The organism is Pseudomonas sp. 20-5 (assembly GCF_056782835.1).
Window position 1 is genome coordinate 2,661,065 of sequence record NZ_CM165584.1, and the last position, 23,375, is coordinate 2,684,439.

Genomic DNA, 23,375 nt, shown 5'->3' on the forward strand with positions numbered 1-23,375 from the left:
GCTCAGGCAGATTGAAGCCTTTCGACATTGCCCCGCGTTGGCCACGGCGTGAAGATTCCGGCTACTCCATACAAAAACAAGCCGAGGAGTCCTGCAATGCGCGACTACGCCACCACTGCCGCCGGGTTCGACTTGCAGCGGACCGCCGCCGCCACGCTTTCCGGTACGCTCCAGGCACTCAACGCCTGCGTCGAATGCTGCGACCGGCATGCCCTGCCGGGTCGGATCGCGTTGTTCTGGGAGGGCAAGGATGGCAGTCGCGCCAGCTATACCTTCAGCGAGCTGAAAGCGCTCTCCGGACGTTTCGCCAATTTCCTCCAGGCCCAGGGCGTACGCCCGGGCGACTGCGTCGCCGGCCTGTTGCCGCGCACGCCCGAGCTGCTGGTCACCATCCTCGGCGCCTGGCGCCTGGGCGCGGTGTACCAGCCGCTGTTCACCGCCTTCGGCCCGAAGGCCATCGAACACCGCGTGGCGACCGCCGGCAGCAAGGTGCTGGTCACCGATGCGGCCAACCGCGACAAGCTCGACGAACTCGCCGATCCGCCTCTGGCCGTCACCGTCGGCGGACCGAAGGGGCAGGGCATCCGTCGCGGCGATTTCAGCTTCTGGGCCGAGCTGGAGCGCTATCCGGCCGAATTCGAACCGGTTCCGCGCAGCGGCGAGGATCCGTTCCTGATGATGTTCACCTCCGGCACCACCGGCCTGGCCAAACCGGTGCCGGTGCCGCTCAAGGCGATCCTCGCCTTCGTCGGCTACCTGCGCGAGGCGGTGGACCTGCGCCCCGAGGACGCCTTCTGGAACCTCGCCGATCCGGGCTGGGCCTACGGCCTCTACTACGCTGTCGCCGGTCCCCTCGCCATGGGCCATCCGACCACCTTCTACGAAGGGCCGTTCAGCGTGGAAAGCACCTGCCGGATCATCCGTGACTACGGCATCACCAACCTTGCCGGATCGCCCACCGCCTATCGCCTGCTGATGGCCGCCGGCGCGGCCGCGGAAACTGCGCTGAAGGGGCGCCTGCGCGCGGTCAGCAGCGCCGGCGAGCCGTTGACGCCGGAGGTGATCCGCTGGTTCGCCGACAGGCTCGGCACCACCATCCACGATCATTACGGGCAGACCGAGCTGGGCATGGTGCTGTGCAACCACCATGCCCTGGCGCATCCGGTGCGGGTCGGCGCCGCCGGGTTCGCCTGTCCCGGGCACCGGGTAGTAGTGCTGGACGACGATCTCAACGAACTGCCGCCCGGCCAGCCAGGCATCCTCGCCCTCGACCGGCGGCGTTCGCCGCTGATGTGGTTTCCCGGCTACCAGGGCCTGGAAACCGCAGCCTTCGTCGGCGACTACTACCTGAGCGGCGATACCGTCGAACTCAACGAAGACGGCAGCATCAGCTTCGTCGGCCGCGCCGACGACGTCATTACCACCTCTGGCTACCGGGTCGGCCCGTTCGATGTGGAGAGCGCGCTGATCGAACACCCGGCAGTGATGGAGGCGGCGGTGATCGGCAAGCCCGACCCGGAGCGCACCGAACTGGTCAAGGCCTTCGTCGTGCTCTGCGCCGGCCACCGGCCGACGCCGGAACTGGCGGACGCATTGCAGCGATACGTGCGCCAGCGCCTGTCGGCGCACGCCTACCCGCGGGAGATCGAGTTCCTCGAGGAACTGCCGAAGACTCCCAGCGGCAAGATCCAGCGCTTTCTCCTGCGCAACCAGGAGATCGCCCGGCAACGCGAGGCGGCCCCACGGGCGGCCGCCGCGAACTGATTCAGCAGGAGAAAACGACGTGCGTATCGAAAATCGAGTGTTCCTGGTTACCGGCGGCAGCTCCGGCCTCGGCGCCGCCACCGCGAAGATGCTGGTGGAGCAGGGTGGCAAGGTGGTGCTGGCCGACATCAACGCCGAGGCCGGCGCAGCCAAGGCCGCCGAGCTTGGCGCCCAGGCGCGCTTCGTCAGGGCCGACATCGCCAGCGAGGCCGGCGGCCGCCAGGCCGTGGCCGCTGCACTGGAGGCCTTCGGCGGCCTCCATGGCCTGGCCAATTGCGCGGGCGTGGCGCCGGCCGAGAAGGTTCTCGGACGCAATGGCATCCATGCCCTGGAGAGTTTCCGCCGGGTCATCGACATCAACCTGGTGGGCAGTTTCAACATGCTGCGCCTGGCCGCCGAGGCCATGTCCCAGGGCCAGCCGGACGAGGGCGGCGAGCGCGGGGTGATCGTCAATACCGCCTCGGTGGCGGCGTTCGACGGGCAGATCGGCCAGGCCGCCTATTCCGCCTCGAAGAGCGGGGTGGTCGGCATGACCCTGCCCATCGCCCGCGAGCTGGCGCGCTTCGGCATCCGGGTGATGACCATCGCCCCGGGCATCTTCGAGACACCGATGATGGCCGGCATGCCCCAGGAGGTGCGCGACTCCCTCGGCGCCAGCGTGCCGTTCCCGCCGCGCCTGGGGCGTCCGGACGAATACGCCGCGCTGGTCCGGCAGATCATCGAGAACAGCATGCTCAACGGCGAAGTGATTCGCCTCGATGGCGCCATCCGCATGGCCGCCCGCTAATACAGGAGGAAGATCCCATGACCCGCGAAGATCCGATCGTCATCGTCAGCGCCGTCCGCACCCCGATGGGCGGCTTCCTCGGCGACTTCAAGGACGTCAACGCCGCTACCCTCGGTGCCGCGGCGGTGCGCGCCGCGGTGGAGCGGGCGCGCCTGCAAGCTGACGAAGTGGACGAGGCCGTGCTCGGCTGCGTGCTCGCCGCCGGCCAGGGCCAGGCGCCGGCGCGCCAGGCGGTGCTTGGCGCCGGACTGGCGCGCGGCACGCCGTGCTCGACGCTGAACAAGATGTGCGGCTCGGGCATGAAGGCGCTGATGCTCGCCCACGACACGTTGCTCGCCGGCAGCGCCGGGGTCGCGCTGGCCGGGGGCATGGAAAGCATGTCCAACGCGCCCTACCTGCTGGAGCGCGCCCGTAGCGGCTACCGCATGGGCCACGGCAAGGTGCTCGACCACATGTTCCTCGACGGCCTCGAAGACGCCTACGACAAGGGCCGCCTGATGGGCACCTTCGCCGAGGACTGTGCCGAGGCCTACGGCTTCACCCGCGAAGCACAGGACGAGTTCGCCGTGGCCTCGCTGACCCGCGCGCAGCAAGCCATGCGCGACGGGCGCTTCCAGGCCGAGATCGTGCCGCTGACGGTCACCGCCGGCAAGACCGAGCGCCTGGTGGATAGCGACGAGCAGCCGCCGAAGGCCCGGCTGGACAAGATCCCGACCCTGAAGCCGGCGTTCCGCGAAGGCGGCACGGTGACCGCGGCCAACTCCAGTTCGATTTCCGACGGCGCCGCCGCGCTGGTCCTGATGCGCCTTTCCGAGGCCGAGCGACGCGGGCTCGCGCCGTTGGCGGCGATTCGTGGGCATGCTTCGTTCGCCGACGCGCCGAACCTGTTCCCCACCGCGCCGGTCGGTGCGGTGAAGCGCCTGATGCAGCGTACCGGCTGGTCGCTGGGCGAGGTCGACCTGTTCGAGGTCAACGAAGCCTTCGCCGTGGTCGGCATGGCGGCAATGCGCGACCTCGACCTGTCCCACGAGCGCCTCAACGTCCACGGCGGCGCCTGTGCGCTGGGCCATCCGATCGGCGCGTCCGGCGCGCGGATCGTCGTGACCCTGCTCAACGCCCTGCAGCAGTACGACCTGGAACGCGGCGTGGCGGCGGTCTGCATCGGCGGCGGCGAGGCGACCGCGATCGCCGTCGAGCGCTTGCGCTGATGCAGGCAGTGAAGAAGAGGAACCCGCGATGATTCCCTGCGAAGAAGAGATCCAGATCCGTGACATGGCGCGGCAGTTCGCCCAGGAACGGCTGAAACCGTTCGCCGCCGACTGGGACCGCGAGCACCGTTTCCCGGCCGAGGCGATCCGCGAGATGGCCGACCTCGGCTTCCTCGGCATGCTGGTGCCCGAGGAATGGGGCGGCGCGCAGACCGGGCACCTGGCCTACGCCATGGCCCTCGAGGAGATCGCCGCTGGCGACGGCGCCTGCTCGACCATCATGAGCGTGCACAACTCGGTCGGCTGCATGCCGATCCACAAGTTCGGCAGCGCCGAGCAGAAGGAGCGCTTCCTCCGTCCGCTGGCCCAGGGTTCGATGCTCGGCGCCTTCGCCCTGACCGAGCCGCAGGCCGGTTCCGACGCGAGCTTCCTGAAGACCCGCGCCCGCCGCGACGGTGACCACTACGTGCTGAACGGTGCCAAGCAGTTCATCACTTCGGGCAGCCACGCGGGGATGGTGATCGTCTTCGCGGTCACCGATCCGGATGTCGGAAAGCGCGGCATCAGCGCGTTCATCGTGCCCACCGACACGCCCGGCTACGAGGTGGTGCGGATCGAGGACAAGCTCGGCCAGCACGCCTCGGACACCTGCCAGCTGGCCTTCAACGACCTGCGTATCCCGGCCACGCTGCGCCTGGGCGAGGAGGGCGAGGGTTACCGCATCGCCCTGGCCAACCTCGAAGGCGGCCGCATCGGCATCGCCGCCCAGGCGGTCGGCATGGCGCGCGCGGCGTTCGAGGCGGCGCGCGACTACGCCCATGAGCGGGAAACCTTCGGCAAGCCGATCATCGAGCACCAGGCGGTGGCCTTCCGCCTGGCCGACATGGCCACCCGCATCGCCGTGGCGCGGCAGATGGTCCACCACGCCGCCAGCCTGCGCGAAGCCGGCCTGCCGTGCCTGACCGAAGCCTCGATGGCCAAGCTGTTCGCCTCGGAGATGGCCGAGGAAGTCTGCTCCGCGGCGATCCAGACCCTCGGTGGCTATGGCTACCTCAAGGACTTCCCGGTGGAACGCATCTATCGGGACGTGCGGGTCTGCCAGATCTACGAGGGCACCAGCGACGTGCAGCGCCTGGTGATCGCGCGCAGCCTGTAGCGGCGACTATCCGTCGTTTCCGCAACGGCGCCTTCTCCCTTCAGGGAGAGGGCGCACTGAGGCACCTCGGAAGCAAATGCCCGAGCCTCGTTCGCCCTACGCCCCTTGGCAGGCGCTCACGCCGGCTGTGCCGCCTTGTTCTCGCGCGCGGTGACCTGCTGGCACAGCTCGATGATCTGCTCGCGCATCCAGCGGTTGGCCGGGTCCTGATCGGTGCTCTCGTGCCAGTAGAGGTGGGTTTCCAGCTTCGGCACGTCGCTCACCGGCAGCACCGCGTAGTGCAGGTCGTGGTGACGGGCGAAGCGTTCCGGCACGGTCATCGCCATGTCGGTCTGCTGGACCACCGTGGAGGCCATCAGGTAGTGCTGCGAGCGCAGCGCGATCTTGCGCTGGATGCCCATCTTGCCCAGCGCCAGGTCGATGTAGCCGAGGCCGCTGCGGCGGCTGGAAATATGGATGTGGGTCAGGCCCAGGTAATCGTCCAGGGCCAGCTTAGGCTTGCCCGCCAGTGGGTGGCCGCGGCGCATGGCGCAGACGTAGCGGTCCTCCATCAGCTTGACGTGGCGCACCTGGGGATCGGTGTTCAGCGGCGCGTCGACGGCGAAGTCGAGGCGGCCGGCGGCGAGTTCCTTGGTGGTCTCGCGGCGCTTGGCGAGGAAGCTCTCGATATGCACGTTCGGCGCCAGGCGGCGCAAGCGCTGGAACAGCGGGGGGAGGATGACCGCTTCGGTGAGGTCGGTCATGCTGATGCGGTAGGTCTTGTTCGCCTGCTGCGGATCGAAGCTGCGGCTCTCCTGCACCGAAACCCGCAGCAACTGCAGCGCGTTGCGCACCGGGCCGATGATGTTCTGCGCCATAGGGGTCGGCACCATGCCTTGGGCGGTGCGCACGAACAGCGGGTCGTTGAAGGTCTCGCGCAGGCGGGAAAGGGCGTTGGATACGGCTGGCTGGGTGATGCCGACGATCTGCCCGGCGCGGGTCAGGTTGGCTTCGGTATAGATCGCATCGAACACGATGAACAGGTTCAGGTCGACTTTGTTCAGGTTCATGGCACTGGCTCCGCGACTTTTCTTGTTATTGGGGGCTTGGATGACCCCCATATGGATCATGAATGTTCATGGACGGAAAAAATAGACTGGGCAAATCTTAAGCCCTGTTCCGGCATCGTTACCAGCGCCTTTGTCCGATGCCTCGCCTGCCAACCCGTCAGAAGGTATCCCCCATGGATTTCGCCTATTCCCCCAAGGTCCAGGAGCTGCGTGAACGCGTCAGCGCGTTCATGGAAGCGCATGTCTATCCCGCCGAGGCCGTGTTCGAGCGCCAGGTCGCCGAGGGCGACCGCTGGCAGCCGACGGCGATCATGGAAGAGCTGAAGGCCAAGGCCAAGGCCGAAGGGCTGTGGAACCTGTTCCTGCCCGAGTCCGAGTACGGTGCCGGGCTGGCCAACCACGAATACGCGCCGCTGGCGGAAATCATGGGCCGTTCGCTGATCGGGCCGGAACCCTTCAACTGCGCCGCGCCGGATACCGGCAACATGGAGGTGCTGGTGCGCTACGGCAGCGAGGAGCAGAAGCGCACCTGGCTGGAACCGCTGCTGAGCGGCGAGATCCGCTCGGCCTTCGCCATGACCGAACCGGGCGTGGCCTCGTCCGACGCCACCAATATGGAGGCGCGCGCCGAGCGCCAGGGCGACGACTGGGTGATCAACGGACGCAAGTGGTGGACCTCCGGCGCCTGCGATCCGCGCTGCAAGATCCTGATCTTCATGGGCCTGACCAACCCGGACGCGCCGCGCCACCAGCAGCACTCGATGATCCTGGTACCGGTCGACACCCCCGGGGTGAAGATCCTCCGTCCGCTGCCGGTGTTCGGCTACGACGACGCGCCGCATGGCCATGCCGAAGTGCTGTTCGAGAACGTGCGGGTGCCCTACGAGAACGTCATCCTCGGCGAGGGCCGCGGTTTCGAGATCGCCCAGGGGCGCCTCGGCCCGGGCCGCATCCACCACTGCATGCGCTCCATCGGCATGGCCGAGCGCGCCCTCGAACTGATGTGCAAGCGCGCGGTCAGCCGTACCGCGTTCGGCAAGCCGCTGGCGCGCCTGGGCGGCAACATAGACCACATCGCCGACTCGCGGATGGAGATCAACATGGCGCGCCTGCTGACCCTGCAAGCCGCCTACATGATGGATACCGTGGGCAACAAGATCGCCCAGAGCGAAATCGCCCAGATCAAGGTGGTGGCGCCCAACGTGGCGTTGAAGGTGATCGACCGGGCGATCCAGATGCACGGTGGCGCCGGGGTTTCCAACGACTTCCCGCTGGCCTACTGGTACGCCATGCAGCGCACCCTGCGCCTGGCCGACGGTCCGGACGAGGTGCACCGCGCGGCGATCGGCAAGTTCGAGCTGGGCAAGTACGTGCCCAGGGAGATGCTGCGCAGCAGCCGCTGACGGCTGTGGTATAGGGGAAAGGCCCGCGGGTGCGGGCCTTTTTCATTCCGGGGAGTCTGCCCCTTTTTCCTCGGCGTTGCGTTGCAGCTGCCACGCGCGACGGCTGTGCAGCAGGGCGGCGAACTCGCGGGCCGCCCGCTCGTTGCGGAAGCAGATCCCACGCGTGCCGAGGCGGACCCGCCAGAAAGGTTCAGCGTGGGTGTCCAGACGTTCGATCCAGAGCGTGTTCGGCATTCGGTTCGGCCTTGTCCTCGACGGTGGCTTTCGGCGTGCGGGTCTTCAGCAGGGAGAGCAGGATACCGCCCGCCAGCAGGCCGAAGGTTACGCCAAGCGAGAGGCCGGCGGGAATCTTGCCGATCACACCGTGGAGCATGATCTTCGCACCGATGAACACCAGCACCAGGGCCAGGGCGTACTTCAGGTAGACGAAGCGGTGGATCATCGCCGCCAGCGAGAAGTACAGGGCGCGCAGGCCGAGGATGGCGAAGATGTTCGAGGTGTAGACGATGAACGGGTCCTGGGTGATGGCGAAGATCGCCGGCACGCTGTCCACCGCGAACACCAGGTCGGCCAGCTCGATCAGCACCAGGGCGAAGAACAGCGGGGTGGCGTAGCGCACCAGCTTGCCGCTGGCGTCCGGCAGGCGGACGAAGAAGTGATGCTCGTGCAGTTCCTTGGTCACCCGCATGTGCTTGCGCAGGAAGCGCAGCACCGGGTTGTGCTCGAGGTCGGGTTCTTCCTCGTGCTTGTTGAACAGCATCTTCACGCCGCTGAACAGCAGGAAGGCGCCGAACACGTACATGATCCAGTCGAACTCCTTCACCAGCGCGGCGCCCAGGCCGATCATGATCGCCCGCAGGACGATGGCGCCGAGGATGCCCCAGAACAGCACCTGGTGCTGGTAGCGGCGGGGGATGCCGAAGAAACTGAAGATCATCGCCATGACGAACACGTTGTCCATCGATAGCGACTGTTCGACCAGGAAGCCGGTGTAGTACTCCACCGCGCTGGTGGGGCCGAAGGCGTACCAGACCCAGCCGCCGAAGGCCAGGCCGCAGGCGAAGTAGCCGGCGGACAGCAGCAGGCTTTCGCGCACGCCGATTTCGTGGTGGTCGCGTTGCAGCACGCCGAGGTCGAGGACCAGGAGAACGATGACGATGGCCAGGAAGGCCAGCCAGAACCAGGTAGCCGTACCGAGGAACGGTTCGGTGAGAAATGCATGCAGAGCTGCCATTGGGCCCCCTCGCTTCGAATTGTCGGATGGTCATGTGACTCCGACATGGCGGCAATTGCTTACCGTCAGAGGGGCCCGCAGTCACTCGGAAAAAATAAACCAGGCTCCGGGCGCCGGCAAAACGGCGAGGTTACAAAGTGCTACAGCGTTCAGTAGACCCAGACTTCCACCCGCCGGTTCTTCTGTCGGCCCAGTTCCTGGTCGTTGCTGGCGACCGGCAACTCGTCGCCGAAGCCGGCGATCTCGCGGAAACTCACGCCGCCGCGGGCCAGTTCGCGGCGCACGGCCATGGCGCGCAGGCGCGAAAGCAGGACCGAGCGCTCGGCGTCGGACTTGGGATCGCCGAAGCCCACCAGCACGGTGCGCTCCTGCAACTTCCGATTTTGCCGCAGGTAGTCCAGCAAACGCTGTACGTCGAGCAGTGCCTTGTTGTCGAGCAGCGCGCTGCCTTCCTGGAAGCGGAAGTTCACCGTCAGGCGCCGCGCCTGTTCCGCGAGCTTGCGGTATTCGGCGGGCATCTGCGGGCGCGGTGCGATCTGCACCGCCTGGATCTTCTGCGCGACGAAGCCGCTGCGGGTGACGATCGCCTGGCCGCGCGGGCCCTGGGCGAAACGTACCAGGGCCTGGGCCCAGGGGTTCTTCTCGCCGGGCTTCAGGTAGAGGAACAGGCGGCGCGACAGCGGATAGTCCTCGGTGGCGATCAGGCTTTCCTGGGGCGCCATCGGCAGCGATTCGCCGTCGGCGATGGCCAAGGCGCGGGCCCGGCCCACCGACGCGATGCCGACGAAGCCGATGGCGTGCGGATCGGCGCTCACCGCGGCCGCCAGCCGATCGTTGGATTCGAAGCGGCGGGCGTCGCTGGCCAGGCTTTTGCCGTGACTGGCCAGCACCAGTTCCTTGAAGGTGTCGTAGGTGCCGGACTGCTCGTCGCGAGCGTACAGGCGGATGGCGCCGCCCTTGCCGCCCAGTTCTTCCCAGGTACGCACCTCGCCGGCGAACACCGCCGCCAGTTGCGCGGTGTCCAGCGAGGCCAGCGGGTTGTCCGGATGCAGGATGATCGCCAGTCCGTCGATGGCGATCACCTGCTCGGCATATGGGCTGCGCAGGTCGCCGAAGCCGGCCAGGGCGCGAACTTCGCTGTCCTTGACGGGGCGCGAGGCCGCGGCGAGTTCGGCGTGGCGTTCGAGGAGGGCGGTGAAGCCGGTGCTCGAACCGTGGGCGGATAGCTCCACCCTCACCAGGCGGCCGTCGCGGCTCTTGCCGAGCAGATGGAGTTCGTTTTCCCGTTCTCCGGGGGTACGGCGGATATCCTCCAGGCCTTCCTCTTCCATCAGGCCCTCGACCAGGGCCGGCAGGAGCTTCGCGCCGATGGTGTTGGAACCCTGGATGCGCAGCGCCGGCGTGTCGTCCGTGGGGATCGGCAAGGGGGCGGCGAATACCGACCAGGGGAAGGCGTAACAGAGGAATCCGAGGAAAACCAGGCTCAGGGTACGGCTCCAGAGGTCTTTGTCACTGGCGCGCTGGCGGTGTGGCATCGCGGGCATCGTCTTCTATGGGGGAAGGGATTTGCCGGCGAGATTAAGTCAGACGGGTGACGCTAAGGTTACAGCGTTGGGGAATCATGGCCCTGCGCCATTGTCTCGGTCAGGAAGTCGAGAAACACCCGGGTCTTGCCGGCCAGTTGGCGCGATGGATAGACCGCGTGGATCGCCGTCTCGTCGGCCTTCCAGTCAGCCAGCAATTTAACCAGGCGGCCTTCGGCCAGTTCCGCCTGTACGTACAGCCGTGGGATCAGGCTCAAGCCGAAGCCGGCGAGCAGGGCATCGCGCACCGCCAGGCTGGAGGACACCCGGTAACGGCCGGCGATAGGCACCGCTATGCACTCGCGGTCCTTGCGGAAGGTCCAGCGGTCGGCATGGCCAGAGAGGCTGAAGCGGATGCACTCGTGTTCGCGCAGGGCCTCCGGCCGCAGCGGCTGGCCATGCTGACTGAGGTAGGCCGGCGCCGCGCAGAGCACGTGCTCCAGGACCAGCAGCGGGCGGGCGACCAGGCCGGAGTCAGCAACCCGGTCGCTACCACGCAGGGCCAGGTCGATGCCTTCGGCGATCAGGTCCTGGCGGCCGTCCTGCAGGAGCAGTTCCAGGCGCAGGTCCGGATAACGCTGGAGAAAAGCCGGAATGGCCGGGGTCAGGCAGGTGAGGGCGAGGGTCAGCGGGGCGCTGACCCGCAGCAGGCCGCTGGGGCCCTGCTGCATCGAAGTGAGCGCGGCGTCGGCGGCCTCGAGGTCGTCGAGGATGCGCTCCAGGCGCTGCCGGTAGACTTCGCCGGCCTCGGTCAGGCTCATGCTGCGGGTGGTGCGATTGATCAGGCGCACCTTGAGGTGCGCTTCCAGCTCGGCGACGTTCTTGCTCACGGCGGCCGGCGAGAGATTCATCTGCCGGGCCGCGGCGGCGAAGCCGCCATTCGCGGCCACGGCGCGGAAGACCTTGAGAGCGGTGAGGTGATCCACGGGGATAATTCACTGTCAGTAATCAATGAATCAGGGATTAAACCATTATCAACCCGAGGTGTGCTGGCTAAAGTCTCGCCATAGTCCACGGTCCAAGAGGTGAATGACCATGCAACCCTTCGTCGTCGAACGTCTCGATCACATCGTCCTGCGGGTCCGCGACCTGGAACGCAGCATCGCGTTCTATCGCGATGTCCTCGGTTGCGTGGTGGTGAAGTGGCGCGACGACCTGGAGCTGGCCCATCTGCGCCTGGGCACGTCGATGCTCGATCTGGTCGCGGTGTCCGGGGCGCTCGGCCGGGAGGGCGGTGCGGCTCCGGGTGGGGAAGGGCGCAACCTCGACCATTTCTGCGTGCGCATCGAGCCGTTCGACGAGGCCGCGCTGGTCGCCCATCTCGAGGGGTTCGGCCTGGTCCCGCAGGTTCCCGCGGAAATCCGCTTCGGCGCCGAGGGCGACGGCTGGTCGCTGTACTTCTTCGACCCGGATGGCAATCGAGTGGAGCTGAAGGGGCCGCGGGTGGACAATCCTGCCTGAGGGAAAGGCCCTGCGCCGGATAGGGGGGCGGCGTCGGCGAGATCGCCCGGACCAGGTAGCGATCGCCTGAAGGCTCATCCGGGGATGAGCCTTTTCCTTGGGCTGAGCCTCAGGCCAGTTCCAGCCAGATCGGGGCGTGATCGGAGGGTTTCTCCATGCCGCGCAGGTCGTAGTCGATGCCGGCGTCCTTGAAGCGCGACTGCAGCACCCGGCTGGCCAGGATCACATCGATGCGCAGGCCGCGCTTGGGGTTGTCCTCGAAGCCACGGCTGCGGTAGTCGAACCAGCTGAAGCGGTCGTTCACCTCCGGATTCAGGGCCCGGAAGCTGTCGACCAGGCCCCAGTTCTTCAAGGTAGCCAGCCATTCGCGCTCTTCCGGCAGGAAGCTGCACTTGCCGGTCTTCAGCCAGCGCTTGCGGTTTTCCTCGCCAATGCCGATGTCGCAGTCCTCCGGCGAGATATTGATGTCGCCCATCACCACCAGGGCCTGCTCGGGCTTGAAGCTGTTCTCCAGCAGCGACTGGAGATCGGCGTAGAAGCGCTGCTTGGCCGGGAACTTGGTCGGATGCTCGCGGTTCTCGCCTTGCGGGAAGTAACCGTTCATCACGGTGATCGGGTTGCCCTGGGCGTCGCTGAAGGTGCCCCAGATGAAGCGCCGCTGGGACTCCTCGCCGTCGCTCGGGAAGCCGCGATGCAGTTCCAGGGGCGCCTGGCGGGAGAGCAGGGCGACGCCGTAGTGGCCTTTCTGCCCGTGGTAGTGGACGTGGTAGCCGAGCGCCTCGATCTCGGCCTGGGGAAACTGGTCGTCGGCGACCTTGGTTTCCTGCAGCCCGATCACGTCGGGCTGGTGCCGCTCGATCAGCGCCGCCAACTGGTGCGGCCGGGCGCGCAGACCGTTGATATTGAAAGAGACGATTTTCATGGTGGGCGTCCTGGCAAAAACAGGAATGCTAGCCCAGCCGGGGGATGCCTGGCGACCCTGGAGGCGCTGTGCTAGTGTCCGCCGGGTACCCGATGGCTGTGTGGCTTGGCGCCTTGCCGGCCCTGTGGTCTGCCGCGGACGGGGATGGCCAGGCCATCCGCTCGACCAATCGCCGTGGCGAAGCGTGCGTGTCGCTGCGCCTGCGGCCGACAAGGAATGCGTTCCATGCCTGATCAGGTCACCGATGTCCGTCTGCTCGACGACGGCTATAGTCGCGAAGTCCGCTCGCTTTTCTACCACGCCTACCGCCACGAACCGACCTTCGCCTACCTGATGGATGCGCAGCGCGCCGGCTACGACCAGCGCGTGCGTGCCTGCGTCCGGGAGATGGTCGAGCGCCATCTGGGCGAAGAGTTGCCGGCCATCGGCCTGTTCATCGACGATCGGCTGGTCGCGGCGGCCCTGATCACGCCGCCGCAGCGGCGCCTGGATATCACCGAGAGCTGGAGCTGGCGCCTGCGCATGCTGTTCAGCGTCGGCCTGGCCGCGACCCGGCGCTACCTGGATTACCACCGGGCGGTGCAGGCCTGCCTGCCGGTCGGCCCCCATCACCAGTTGCCGATGCTCGGCGTGCATCCCGAGTACCAGGGCAGGCAGATCGGCGAGCAGCTGCTGGCGGCCGTGCAGCGCTGGTGCGCCGAGGACTCCGCTTCGCAGGGGCTGGTCCTGGATACTGGCAATGCGCGCTACCTGGACTTCTACCAGCGGCACGGCTACCGCGAGATCGGCGAGGTGACGCTGGGAGCGGTGCGCGAGCACGTCCTCCTGCATCCTGGCGAGACGCCGGCGGCGACCTGAGCGTTCCCCCGGACGCGCGAGAAAAGCCATGCCTGTCAGGCGCTTGGCGTCATAAAACCCGAATGTCAGGAGGTGGTCGGCGGCGTCCGCGCAAATCTGGACGCGCGCCACCCGCCTGCGTAGCATCCGCGCCATGAGACTGACTCAAGGATTGTTCCGGTTCCCGCTGGCCGGGCTGCTGTGCCTGAGTACGGCCGCCTTCGCGGAGAGCCAGCTTAGCGTGCGCGTCACCCCCGCCAATGCCGCCCTGAAGGCCAATATCGAGGCCTATGTGGGTAGCCTCGGCGAGCGGGACGAGGCGGCGTTGCAACGTTTCCGCCGCAATGCCGAGGCACAGGCGGAAAAGGCGGCCCAGGCGCTCGGCTACTTCCAGGCGCAGATCGACAGCGAGGTGAAGGACGGCAAGCCGCCGAAGCTCACGCTCAAGGTAGTGCCCGGCGAGCCCGTGCGCCTGCGCCAGGTGAATATCCAGGTGCTCGGCGAGGCCGCCAGCCTGGAGAGCTTCCGCTTGCCGTCGGGCAAGCAGCTGAAACCGGGCGCGAAGCTGAACCAGGGCGTCTACGAGGACGCCAAGCGGCTGATCCAGAACCAGGCCTCGCGCTACGGCTTCTTCCAGGGCCGCTTCAGCACCCAGCGCCTGAGCATCGATCCGCGCGCCGGCATCGCCGACATCGACCTGGTCTACGACAGCGGCCAGCGCTACACCTTCGGCAAGGTGAGCTTCGACGGCGACTCGATCATCGAGGAAGAACTGTTGCGCCGCATGGTGCCGTTCAAGGCCGGCCAACCCTATGACTCCGAACTGATCGCCGAACTCAACCAGAACCTGCAATCCAGCGGCTACTTCGAGGGCGTGCGGGTCGACGCCGCGCCGACCCAGGCGCAGGCCGACGGCGCGCGCCAGGCGATCCCGGTAGCGGTCCGGCTGGAGGCGCGCAAGCCCCGGACCATGGGCGTCGGCCTCGGTTTCTCGACCGACGTCGGGGCGCGCGCGAGGTTCAACTGGACCCGCCATTGGGTGAATGCCGAAGGACATAGCCTGGGATTCGAGTCGGAAATCTCCGCACCACGGCAGAACGTCGGCGCCTGGTACGAGATTCCCCTCGATCCGCCGCTCACCGACAAGCTGCGCTTCACCAGCGGCTACCAGTTCGAAGACCTGGTCGACACCGAGAGCAAGCTGCTGACCCTTGGCGGCGAATGGCACAGCAAGCAGCCCGATGGCTGGCAGCGGGTGGTTTCGCTGAACTGGATGCGCGAGGAGTACAAGCTGGGCGACGACTCCGGGCTGAGCAGCTTCCTGATGCCGGGGATCGGCTACTCGCTGCTGGAGACCGACAACAAGGTCGACCCCAGCCATGGCTACCGCCTGCAGTTCAACGTCAAGGGGGCGAAGGAAGGCCTGCTGGCCGACGCCGACGTCCTCCATGTCGACGCCATGGCCAAGGGCCTGACCAGCTTCGCCGGCGGCCATCGCCTGCTCGGCCGCCTGCAGGTAGGCGGAATCGCCACCAACGACTACAAGTCGATCCCGCCCTCGCTGCGCTTCTTCGCTGGCGGCGACCAGAGCGTGCGTGGCTACGACTACCGGACGCTGTCGCCGGAGAATTCCGATGGCGACAAGATCGGCGGCCGCTACATGATCGCCGGCAGCGTCGAGTATCAATATCCGCTGGCCGAGCGCTGGCGCCTGGCGACCTTCGTCGACCAGGGCAACGCCTTCAACTCGCTGGACTTCCCGTCGATCAAGACCGGGGTCGGCTTCGGCGTGCGCTGGGTCTCGCCGGTCGGCCCGTTGCGCCTCGACCTGGCCCATGCGCTCGACGACGACGGCGGTTTCCGCCTGCACTTCTCCATGGGGCCAGAACTGTGAAGGCGCTGAAGATCACCTTGCTGGCCATAGTCGGGCTGCTCCTCGCGCTGCTCCTGGGACTCGCTGCGCTGCTCGGCACCCAGACCGGCAGCGCCTGGCTGCTCGGCCGCGTGCCGGGCCTGCAGGTCAGCGGCTTCGAGGGTCGCCTCGGTGGCGCCTGGCAGGCACGGCGGCTGTCCTGGGCGCAGGACGGTACGCAACTGGTCGTCGAGCGGCCTGAACTGCGCTGGTCGCCGGGCTGCCTGGCGGGGCTGCGCCTGTGCCTGCAGCGGGTGGCCGCCGAACGGGTCGCGCTGGACCTGCCGCCGAGCGGCGACAGCGCCGACAGCGGGCCGATCAGCCTGCCGACGCTGAAACTGCCGCTGAGCATCGAACTCGGCGAAGTGGCGGTCGGCAGCTTCCTGCTCGACGGCAACCAGCAGGTCGCCGAACTCAAGCTGGCGGCCCATTGGCTGGCCGACGGCCTGCACATCGACTCGCTGACGGCGCGGGGCTTCGGCCTGGACCTGGCGCTCCAGGGGCGCTTGCAGCCGAGCGGCGACTGGCCCTTGCAGGCCGAAGCCACGCTCGGCCTGCCCGCTCCCGAAGGCAAGCCGTGGAAGCTGGCCGTCCAGGTCGGCGGTGAGCTGCAGCAGGCGCTGACCCTGAAAGGCCGCAGCAGCGGTTACCTGGACGGCAGCCTGGAAGGACAGTTGCAGGCGCTGGCGGAAAACCTGCCGGCACGATTGCTGATCCGCGCCGACGGTTTCAAGGGTGCGGCCGGACTACCGGACACCTTGACCCTGAATGCCATCCAGCTCGATGCCGGCGGCGATCTCAAGAGCGGTTACCTGATCCGCGGTGGCGCCAGCCTGCCGGGCGAGGGCGGGGCGGTGGCGTTGAGCCTGGACGGGCGGGTCGACGCCCAGGGCGCGGATATCCGCCAACTGCGCCTGGACGCTGGCGGCGAGCAGCGCCTGGAGCTGGTCGGACGCCTGGACTGGCGCGAAAGCCTGGCCGCCGACGCGACCCTGGACTGGAAGGATTTCCCCTGGCTGCGCCTGTATCCGCTGGCGGAGCCGCCGCCGGTGACGCTGAAGACCTTCAAGGCGGAAGTGCATTACCAGGACCAGCGCTACCTGGGCAATTTCAGCGCGGCGGCGAGCGGTCCGGCGGGCGACTTCACGCTGGCCAGCCCGGTGTCCGGCGACCTCGTCCAGCTCAACCTGCCGTCGCTGCAGCTCCGCGCCGGGCAAGGCCAGGCCGAGGGGCGGGTGACGTTGCGTTTCGACAATGGCGTGGCTTGGGATACCGCCCTGCAGCTCAGCGAACTGAACCCGGCTTACTGGGTCGCCGAGCTGCCGGGTTCACTGGCCGGTCCCTTGCGTAGCCAGGGAAGTGTTCGCGACGAGCGGCTGGCGTTGGGCGTGGATCTCGACGTCAAGGGCCGCCTGCGCGGCCAGCCGGCGCTATTCCAGGCGCGCGCCGAAGGCGAGGGGCAGCGCTGGACGCTGGGCAACCTCGACCTGCGCCTGGGGGATAACAAGGTTCAGGGCAGCGGGGCGCTCGACCAGCGCCTGCAAGGCCGCCTGGACATCGCCCTGAACCGTCTCGGCCAGCTTTGGCCGCAACTCTTCGGTCGCCTCGACGGACGCCTCGACCTGGCTGGCAGCCTCGCGGCGCCGCAAGGCAGGCTGAACCTCAAGGGACAGCAGATCGCCTACGCCGAGCAGCGCATCGCCGGCCTCGACCTGCAGGCGAACCTCGATGCCCGGCAGAATGGCACCCTGGCGCTGGTCGCTTCCGGCCTGCGCAGCGGCGAAACCGATCTCGGCCTGTTCAAGGCCAATGCCCGCGGCGACCAACGCCGCCAGCAACTGGAACTGGACCTGCAAGGTGCCTTGCTCAAGCTCGGCCTGGCCTTCGACGGGCAACTGGAGCGCGGCAACTGGCGCGGTCGCCTGGCGCGCGGCGAGTTGAGCAGTGGCGGCCAGGACTGGAAGCTACAGCAGCCGGCGCGCCTGGAGCGGTTGGCCGACGGCAGGGTCAATTTCGGCGCACATTGCTGGGTATCCGGCGCCGCCAGCCTCTGCGGCGGCGAGCAGCGCCTGCTGCCCGAGCCGCGGCTGCGCTACACCCTGCGCGACTTCCCGCTGGACAGCCTGAAGCAATGGTTCCCCGAGGACTTCGCCTGGCAGGGCAAGCTGAACGGCGACCTGCAACTGGACGTTCCGGCCCGCGGCCCGAGCGGCGTGGTCAGCCTGGACGCCGGCAGCGGTACGCTGCGCCTGCGCGACCAGGGCCAGTGGGTCGACGTCGGCTACGACAGCCTGCGCCTGGAGAGCCGGTTGGCGCCCAACCGCGTCGATACCTCCCTCGACTTCCGCGGACCGAAGCTCGGCGAGTTGCGGGTGCAGGCGCAGATCGACCCGCGCCCGGCGAGCAAGCCGCTGAGCGGCGAGTTCAGCCTGGCCGGCCTCGACCTGTCGGTGGCGCGCCCGTTCGTGCCGATGGTGGAGAAACTGCAAGGCAGGCTGAACGGCAGCGGCCGGCTGTCCGGCGGCCTGCTGGCGCCGCGGGTCGACGGACGGGTGACGCTGAGCGACGGCAACATCGGCGGCGGCGAGCTGCCGACCAGCTTCGAGAACCTTTCCCTCGACGCTCGCATCGCTGGCGAAAGCCTGGAACTCGGCGGCGGCTGGCGCAGCGGCAGGTACGGCCAGGGCAGCCTGTCCGGCAACCTGAGCTGGGGCGAGGCGCTGAACGTCGCCCTGAACATCCGTGGCAACCGCCTGCCGGTGGTGGTCGATCCCTATGCGCAACTGGAGGTGGAACCGGACCTGAAGATCGGCATGGCCGGCCAGGAGCTGGCGATCTCCGGCAAGGTCCTGGTGCCGCGTGGCGACATCACCATCCGCCAGTTGCCGCCATCCACGGTCAAGGTCTCCGACGACGCGGTGATCGTCGGCTCCGAGCAGCCCGAGCAGCAGCCGCTGAAGATGAAGATGGACATCGATGTCGAGGTCGGCCAGGACAAGCTGGCGTTTTCCGGCTTCGGCCTCAGCGCCGAACTGGCCGGCCACCTGCACATCGGCGACAACCTGGATACCCGCGGCGAGCTGAACCTGAACAAGGGCCGCTATCGTGCCTACGGCCAGCGCCTGACGATCCGTAGGGCGCGGCTGTTCTTCGCCGGACCGATCGACCAGCCGTACCTGGATATCGAGGCGATCCGCCGGGTCGACGACGTGGTCGCCGGCCTGCGCCTGACCGGCAGCGCCGAGCAGCCGACCAGCGCGGTATTCTCCGAACCGGCGATGAGCCAGGAGCAGGCGTTGTCCTACCTGGTGCTGGGGCGGCCGATGAGCACCGGCGAAGACAGCAACATGCTCGGCGAGGCGGCCCTGGCCCTGGGCCTGGCCGGTAGCGCACCGCTCACCGGGGAAATCGCCAAGCAGCTCGGCATCCAGGACTTCCAGCTGGACACCGAGGGCACCGGCAACAGCACCAGCGTGGTCGCTAGCGGGAATATCACCGACAAGCTCAGCCTGCGCTATGGTGTTGGAGTGTTCGAACCGGCAAATACCATCGCCTTGCGCTACCAGTTGACCAAACGCCTCTATCTCGAAGCGGCGAGCGGCCTGGCCAGTTCGCTGGACCTGTTCTTCAAGCGCGATTTCTGACGGATGCGCTGATACGGACCATGCGTAACGCATAAAAGTGTGTCACTTTTAGCGGCGCATCGACGTCGTAGAATGGAGCGGGCGCCGACCGCCAGGTCGGTGCCCGAAGCAACTCGGCACAAGGACTGGCTGACATGATTTCCGTCTATCAACTCAAACCGCGCTTTCAGAATCTTCTTCGTCCCGGCGTGCAGCGCCTCTACCGGCGCGGCATCACTGCCAACCAGGTGACCCTGGCGGCCTGCCTGCTGTCGCTGCTGGTCGGCGCGCTGGTCGCCGGTTTCGCCAGCCATCTCTGGCTGTTCGCCCTCGTTCCGCTGTGGATGTTCCTGCGCATGGCGCTGAACGCGGTGGACGGCATGCTCGCCCGCGAGTTCGGCCAGAAATCCGACCTGGGCGCCTACCTCAACGAACTCACCGACGTGATCGCCGACAGCGGCCTGTACCTGCCGTTCGCCCTGTTGCCGGGAGTCAACCCGCTATGGGTGGTGCTGGTGGTGCTGCTGGCGGTGATCAGCGAATATGCCGGCGCGCTGGGCACCATGGTCGGCGCTTCGCGCCGCTACGACGGCCCGATGGGCAAGAGCGACCGGGCGCTGTGTTTCGGCGTGATCGGCGCCGGGGTGGCCAGCGGCCTGTTGCCGCTGGCCTGGATCGACTGGCTGATGTTGCTGATCGCGGCCCTGCTGTTGCTGACCATCGGCAACCGCGTGCGCCAGGGCCTGGCCGAGCTGGCCGCGAGTCGACGGGGCAGCGACGGCCAGGCCTGAGAGGGAACGGGCGAACGCCATGGAGGTGGGCGCCCGCAGGAAGCAACCCCGCCGGGATCCCGGCCGGGGCAACGACATAGGGACATCACATGCGCGACGTACAGGAACTGCGTTTCACCACCCACGACGGGGTAGAGCTCTTCTACCGCCACTGGCCGGCCAGCCGCCCGGCGCCGGACGGCACGCGCCAGGCGGTGCTGCTGTTCCACCGCGGCCATGAGCACTCCGGGCGGATCGCCCATCTGGTCGACGAACTCGACCTGCCGGAACACGACTTCTTCGCCTGGGACGCCCGTGGCCACGGCCTCTCGCCAGGCGCCCGCGGCGACAGCCCGAGCTTTGCCACCAGCGTGCGCGACGTACAGACCTTCGTCGACCATATCCAGGCCGTCCACGGTATCGCCGAAGAGCGGATGGCGGTGGTGGCGCAGAGCGTCGGCGCGGTGCTGGTTTCCACCTGGGCCCACGACTACGCGCCGAAGGTGCGCGCACTGGTGCTGGCTTCGCCGGCGTTCCAGGTCAAGCTCTACGTGCCGTTCGCCCGCAGCGGGCTGAAACTGATGCGCCTGTGGCGCGGCAATTTCTTCGTCAACAGCTATGTCAAGGCACGCTTCCTCAGTCACGACCCGCAGCGGATCGCCTCCTACGACAGCGACCCGCTGATCGCCAAGGCGATCTCGGTGAACGTCCTGCTCGGCCTCTACGAAGCTGCCGAGCGGGTGGTAGCGGACGCACAGGCGATCCAGATTCCCACCCAACTGCTGATTTCCGGGGCCGACTTCGTCGTCCATCGTGCGCCGCAGGAGCGCTTCTTCGAGCGTCTCGGCAGCCTGCGCAAGGAAAAGCACATCCTGCCCGGCTTCTTCCACGACACCCTTGGCGAGCGCGATCGTCACCTGGCCGTCGGCCGTGCCCGGCGCTTCCTCCTCGAGGCATTCGCCACGGCCCCCGAACGACCGAGCCTGCTCGATGCCGACCGCCTGGGCCATACCTGCGCCGAGGCCGAGGCGCTGGCCGCGCCGTTGCCGAAGAACTCGCCGCGCGATCTCTACTGGCGCGCCACCCGTGCCGGGCTGCGCCTGGGCAGCCTGTGGTCGGACGGGGTCAAGCTGGGCTTCGACACCGGTTTCGATTCCGGCAGCACCCTCGACTATGTCTACCGCAACCAGCCCAGCGGCAGCGGCCCGCTGGGTCGCCTGATCGACCGCAACTACCTGGACTCCATCGGCTGGCGCGGCATCCGCCAGCGCAAGCTGCACGCCGAGGAGCTGCTGCGCCTGGCCATGCAGCGGTTGCGCGAGGAGCAGCGCGAGGTGCGCATCGTCGACATCGCCGCCGGCCACGGCCGCTACATCCTCGAAGCCCTGCAAGGCGTCGAGCCGCTGCCGGAAAGCATCCTCCTGCGCGACTACAGCGAGATCAACGTGCGTGACGGCAGCGCCCTGATCGAAAGCAAGGGCCTCGCCGGCATCGCCCGCTTCGTCAAGGGCGACGCCTTCGATCGCGCCGACCTGTCGGCGCTGCAACCGAAGCCGAGCCTCGGGGTGGTTTCCGGGCTCTACGAGCTGTTCGCCGACAACCGCATGGTCGGCGACTCCCTCGCCGGCCTCGGCGAGGCGCTGGAGGAGGGCGGCTACCTGGTCTACACCGGACAGCCCTGGCACCCGCAGCTGGAACTGATCGCCCGCGCGCTGACCAGCCACCGCCAGGGCCAGGCCTGGGTGATGCGGCGCCGGACCCAGGCGGAAATGGACCAGCTGGTGGCCGCCGCCGGCTTCCGCAAGATCACCCAGCGGGTCGACCAGTGGGGCATCTTCAGCGTATCGCTGGCGCAGAAGGTCGCCCGCTGATGGCGCCGCGCGAGCCGGGGGTACTGAAGCGGGCGGTGCTCTGGCTGCTGTTCCTCGGCCCGTTCTTCTTCGCCAGCTATGGCCTGGCCAACTGGTTGACCAGCCAGCGCGGCGACGTCGGCAGCCTGGTCTTCGACTGGGAACGCGGGATGCCGCTGTGGCCCTGGACCATCCTGCCGTACTGGTCGATCGACCTGCTCTACGGCCTGTCGCTGTTGTTGCCGCGGGACAAGCGCGAGCTGGACACCCACTGCCTGCGCCTGCTCAGCGCCCAGGTGCTGTCGGTGACCTGCTTCCTGCTGTTCCCCCTGCGCTTCACCTTCGAACGGCCGGAACTGGGCGGCGTGTTCGGCTGGCTGTTCGACGTGCTGATGGGGTTCGACAAACCGTACAACCAGGCACCGTCGCTGCACATCGCCCTGCTGGTAGTGCTCTGGGTCTGCTACGCGCGCTACGCCAGCGGCGCCTGGCGCTGGCTGCTGCATGGCTGGTTCGCGCTGATCGGGCTGTCGGTGCTGACCACCTGGCAGCACCATTTCATCGACGTGCCCACCGGCGCGCTGGCCGGTTGGCTGTGCGTCTGGCTGTGGCCGCAGGCGCAGCCCGCGCCGTTCGCCCGCGCCAGTCTGAGCCGCGACCGGCAACGGCGGCGGCTGGCCGCTCGCTACGGCCTCGGCGCGCTGGCCTGCGCCGCCGTCGCCTTTGCCGTCGGCGGTGCGGCGTTGTGGCTGTGCTGGCCGGCGCTGGCGCTGGCGCTGGTGGCGCTGAACTACCTGCTGTTCGGCGCCGCCGGCTTCCAGAAGGGCAGCACTGGCCGCCTGAGCGCCGCCGCGCGCTGGCTGCTGGCGCCATATCTGCTTGCCGCGCGGATCAACGCCTGGCTCTGGACCCGTCGCCGGCCGCAGCCGGACGAGGTGCTGCCGGGCCTCTGGTTGGGGCGCCTGCCGTCGTCCGCGGAACTGGCCGACGGCCGCTTCCGCGCATTGCTCGACGCTACCGCCGAACTTTCCTGCAAGCCGCAGGGGCTGGCCTATCGCAGCCTGCCGTTGCTCGACCTGGTCGCGCCGGACGTCGAGGACTGCCGGCGCGCCGCGGTGCTGATCGACGAACTGCTGGCGCAAGGGCCGCTGCTGGTGGCCTGTGCCCTGGGCTATTCGCGCAGCGCCACGCTGGTCGCCGCCTGGCTGCTGCTCAGCGGCCGCGCGGCGGACGTCGAGTCGGCCGTGGCCGTGTTACGTCGGGCGCGACCGCAAGTGCTGCTGGGCGAGGCCCAGCGGCGGACCCTCGCGGCGCTGAGCGGGAGCGTGCCGGAGCCATCGGCGGAACTGGGCGAGGTGCGCCATGCCTGAGCAAACCCTGGCCCTGGTGGCGGCCCTGCTGCGCCGTGGCCGCGAGCTTGACCGGCTGTCCGCCGCACTGACCCTGCTGGCCATCGGGCTGGGCCTGTACCAGGCCGTGCAGGGCATCGGCTGGCGCTATTTCGCTGCGGCGATGCTGGCGATCGCCCTGCTCGGCCTGTGGCAGAAGTACTGGGCGCTGCGAGTGGCCCTGGACGCCGAACTGTTCGAACGTTTCAGCCACGTCGGCGACAGGCTGGAAGCGCAGACCCAAGACCTGGACCGGGCCCTGGCCGATCTCGGCCTGGCCCGAGCGGACGCCGCAGGGCGCACCTGGAACCAGCGCAGCCGCGGCGCCCTGCGCCTGCTACGCTGGCAGGCGCTGGCCTGTGGCGCCCAGTTACTGCTGGCCTTGTCGTGCCTGTTGTCGATCCCTCTATTCAACGCTCAAACCTGAA

19 protein-coding genes are annotated in these 23,375 nt (G+C 68.0%); 13 read left to right on the forward strand and 6 right to left on the reverse strand.

What is annotated here, in order from left to right:
• Positions 1-96: 96 nt before the first annotated feature.
• The 4 genes from AC1RB9_RS12585 to AC1RB9_RS12600 are packed head-to-tail and all read left to right on the forward strand — an operon-like array spanning position 97 to position 4,915.
• Positions 97-1,764, forward strand: a complete 1,668-nt coding sequence (locus AC1RB9_RS12585; RefSeq protein ID WP_003102517.1) for an acyl-CoA synthetase — start codon at positions 97-99, stop codon at positions 1,762-1,764.
• A 19-nt stretch (positions 1,765-1,783) separates the two neighbouring features.
• Entirely contained in the window at positions 1,784-2,551 is a 768-nt protein-coding gene (locus AC1RB9_RS12590; protein WP_003451527.1) for a 3-hydroxyacyl-CoA dehydrogenase, read from the forward strand.
• 17 nt (positions 2,552-2,568) lie between these two features.
• Positions 2,569-3,759 (forward strand): acetyl-CoA C-acyltransferase, encoded by a 1,191-nt coding sequence (locus tag AC1RB9_RS12595; protein WP_003108823.1) that lies wholly within the window; start codon positions 2,569-2,571, stop codon positions 3,757-3,759.
• A gap of 28 nt (positions 3,760-3,787) precedes the next feature.
• On the forward strand, positions 3,788-4,915 hold the full coding sequence (locus tag AC1RB9_RS12600; protein WP_003451524.1) for an acyl-CoA dehydrogenase family protein: 1,128 nt from the start codon (positions 3,788-3,790) through the stop codon (positions 4,913-4,915).
• A 116-nt stretch (positions 4,916-5,031) separates the two neighbouring features.
• On the opposite strand, the gene AC1RB9_RS12605 is transcribed toward AC1RB9_RS12600, so the two are convergent.
• Complete coding sequence (locus AC1RB9_RS12605) at positions 5,032-5,964, reverse strand: LysR family transcriptional regulator (RefSeq protein WP_003090000.1); 933 nt, start codon at positions 5,962-5,964, stop codon at positions 5,032-5,034.
• A gap of 173 nt (positions 5,965-6,137) precedes the next feature.
• Between AC1RB9_RS12605 and AC1RB9_RS12610 the strand changes: the two genes are divergently transcribed.
• Entirely contained in the window at positions 6,138-7,367 is a 1,230-nt protein-coding gene (locus AC1RB9_RS12610; RefSeq protein ID WP_003089998.1) for an acyl-CoA dehydrogenase, read from the forward strand.
• A 42-nt stretch (positions 7,368-7,409) separates the two neighbouring features.
• On the opposite strand, the gene AC1RB9_RS12615 is transcribed toward AC1RB9_RS12610, so the two are convergent.
• From AC1RB9_RS12615 to AC1RB9_RS12630, 4 genes are all read right to left on the reverse strand, one after another.
• Positions 7,410-7,601: a hypothetical protein gene (locus AC1RB9_RS12615; protein ID WP_003451520.1), complete on the reverse strand. Its 192-nt coding sequence runs from the start codon at positions 7,599-7,601 to the stop codon at positions 7,410-7,412.
• Positions 7,558-8,601 carry a TerC family protein gene (locus tag AC1RB9_RS12620; RefSeq protein WP_003104462.1) on the reverse strand — a complete coding sequence of 348 codons (1,044 nt, stop codon included), beginning with the start codon at positions 8,599-8,601 and terminating at the stop codon, positions 7,558-7,560. Before AC1RB9_RS12620 ends, AC1RB9_RS12615 begins: the two co-directional genes overlap by 44 nt.
• Before the next feature lie 149 nt (positions 8,602-8,750).
• Positions 8,751-10,145, reverse strand: coding sequence for a substrate-binding domain-containing protein (locus tag AC1RB9_RS12625; protein ID WP_003160406.1), 1,395 nt, complete (start codon positions 10,143-10,145; stop codon positions 8,751-8,753).
• Between the two features lie 59 nt (positions 10,146-10,204).
• Positions 10,205-11,119: a LysR family transcriptional regulator gene (locus AC1RB9_RS12630; RefSeq protein ID WP_079275388.1), complete on the reverse strand. Its 915-nt coding sequence runs from the start codon at positions 11,117-11,119 to the stop codon at positions 10,205-10,207.
• Between the two features lie 94 nt (positions 11,120-11,213).
• Between AC1RB9_RS12630 and AC1RB9_RS12635 the strand changes: the two genes are divergently transcribed.
• Positions 11,214-11,645, forward strand: coding sequence for a VOC family protein (locus tag AC1RB9_RS12635; protein ID WP_003104467.1), 432 nt, complete (start codon positions 11,214-11,216; stop codon positions 11,643-11,645).
• 109 nt (positions 11,646-11,754) lie between these two features.
• On the opposite strand, the gene xthA is transcribed toward AC1RB9_RS12635, so the two are convergent.
• The gene (gene xthA / locus AC1RB9_RS12640) at positions 11,755-12,567 is read right to left on the reverse strand and encodes an exodeoxyribonuclease III (protein ID WP_003104469.1); all 813 of its coding nucleotides are present in this window, start codon (positions 12,565-12,567) and stop codon (positions 11,755-11,757) included.
• 144 nt (positions 12,568-12,711) lie between these two features.
• Between xthA and AC1RB9_RS12645 the strand changes: the two genes are divergently transcribed.
• The 7 genes from AC1RB9_RS12645 (at position 12,712) to AC1RB9_RS12675 (ending at position 23,374) form a co-directional block, all read left to right on the forward strand.
• The gene (locus tag AC1RB9_RS12645; RefSeq protein WP_003122637.1) at positions 12,712-13,425 is read left to right on the forward strand and encodes a GNAT family N-acetyltransferase; all 714 of its coding nucleotides are present in this window, start codon (positions 12,712-12,714) and stop codon (positions 13,423-13,425) included.
• A 133-nt stretch (positions 13,426-13,558) separates the two neighbouring features.
• Entirely contained in the window at positions 13,559-15,298 is a 1,740-nt protein-coding gene (locus tag AC1RB9_RS12650) for an autotransporter assembly complex protein TamA (protein ID WP_003122638.1), read from the forward strand.
• Positions 15,295-18,960: a translocation/assembly module TamB domain-containing protein gene (locus AC1RB9_RS12655; protein ID WP_003451506.1), complete on the forward strand. Its 3,666-nt coding sequence runs from the start codon at positions 15,295-15,297 to the stop codon at positions 18,958-18,960. Before AC1RB9_RS12650 ends, AC1RB9_RS12655 begins: the two co-directional genes overlap by 4 nt.
• A 134-nt stretch (positions 18,961-19,094) precedes the next feature.
• A complete protein-coding gene (locus tag AC1RB9_RS12660) occupies positions 19,095-19,730 on the forward strand; it encodes a CDP-alcohol phosphatidyltransferase family protein (RefSeq protein ID WP_003122639.1) in 636 nt (211 codons plus the stop codon).
• Positions 19,731-19,819: 89 nt separating this feature from the next.
• Positions 19,820-21,580 (forward strand): bifunctional alpha/beta hydrolase/class I SAM-dependent methyltransferase, encoded by a 1,761-nt coding sequence (locus AC1RB9_RS12665; RefSeq protein ID WP_003451500.1) that lies wholly within the window; start codon positions 19,820-19,822, stop codon positions 21,578-21,580.
• Positions 21,580-22,929 (forward strand): phosphatase PAP2/dual specificity phosphatase family protein, encoded by a 1,350-nt coding sequence (locus AC1RB9_RS12670; RefSeq protein WP_016852825.1) that lies wholly within the window; start codon positions 21,580-21,582, stop codon positions 22,927-22,929. The genes AC1RB9_RS12665 and AC1RB9_RS12670 overlap by 1 nt, the downstream gene beginning before the upstream one ends.
• Positions 22,922-23,374, forward strand: coding sequence for a hypothetical protein (locus AC1RB9_RS12675; protein WP_003451420.1), 453 nt, complete (start codon positions 22,922-22,924; stop codon positions 23,372-23,374). The genes AC1RB9_RS12670 and AC1RB9_RS12675 overlap by 8 nt, the downstream gene beginning before the upstream one ends.
• Position 23,375: the final 1 nt, after the last annotated feature.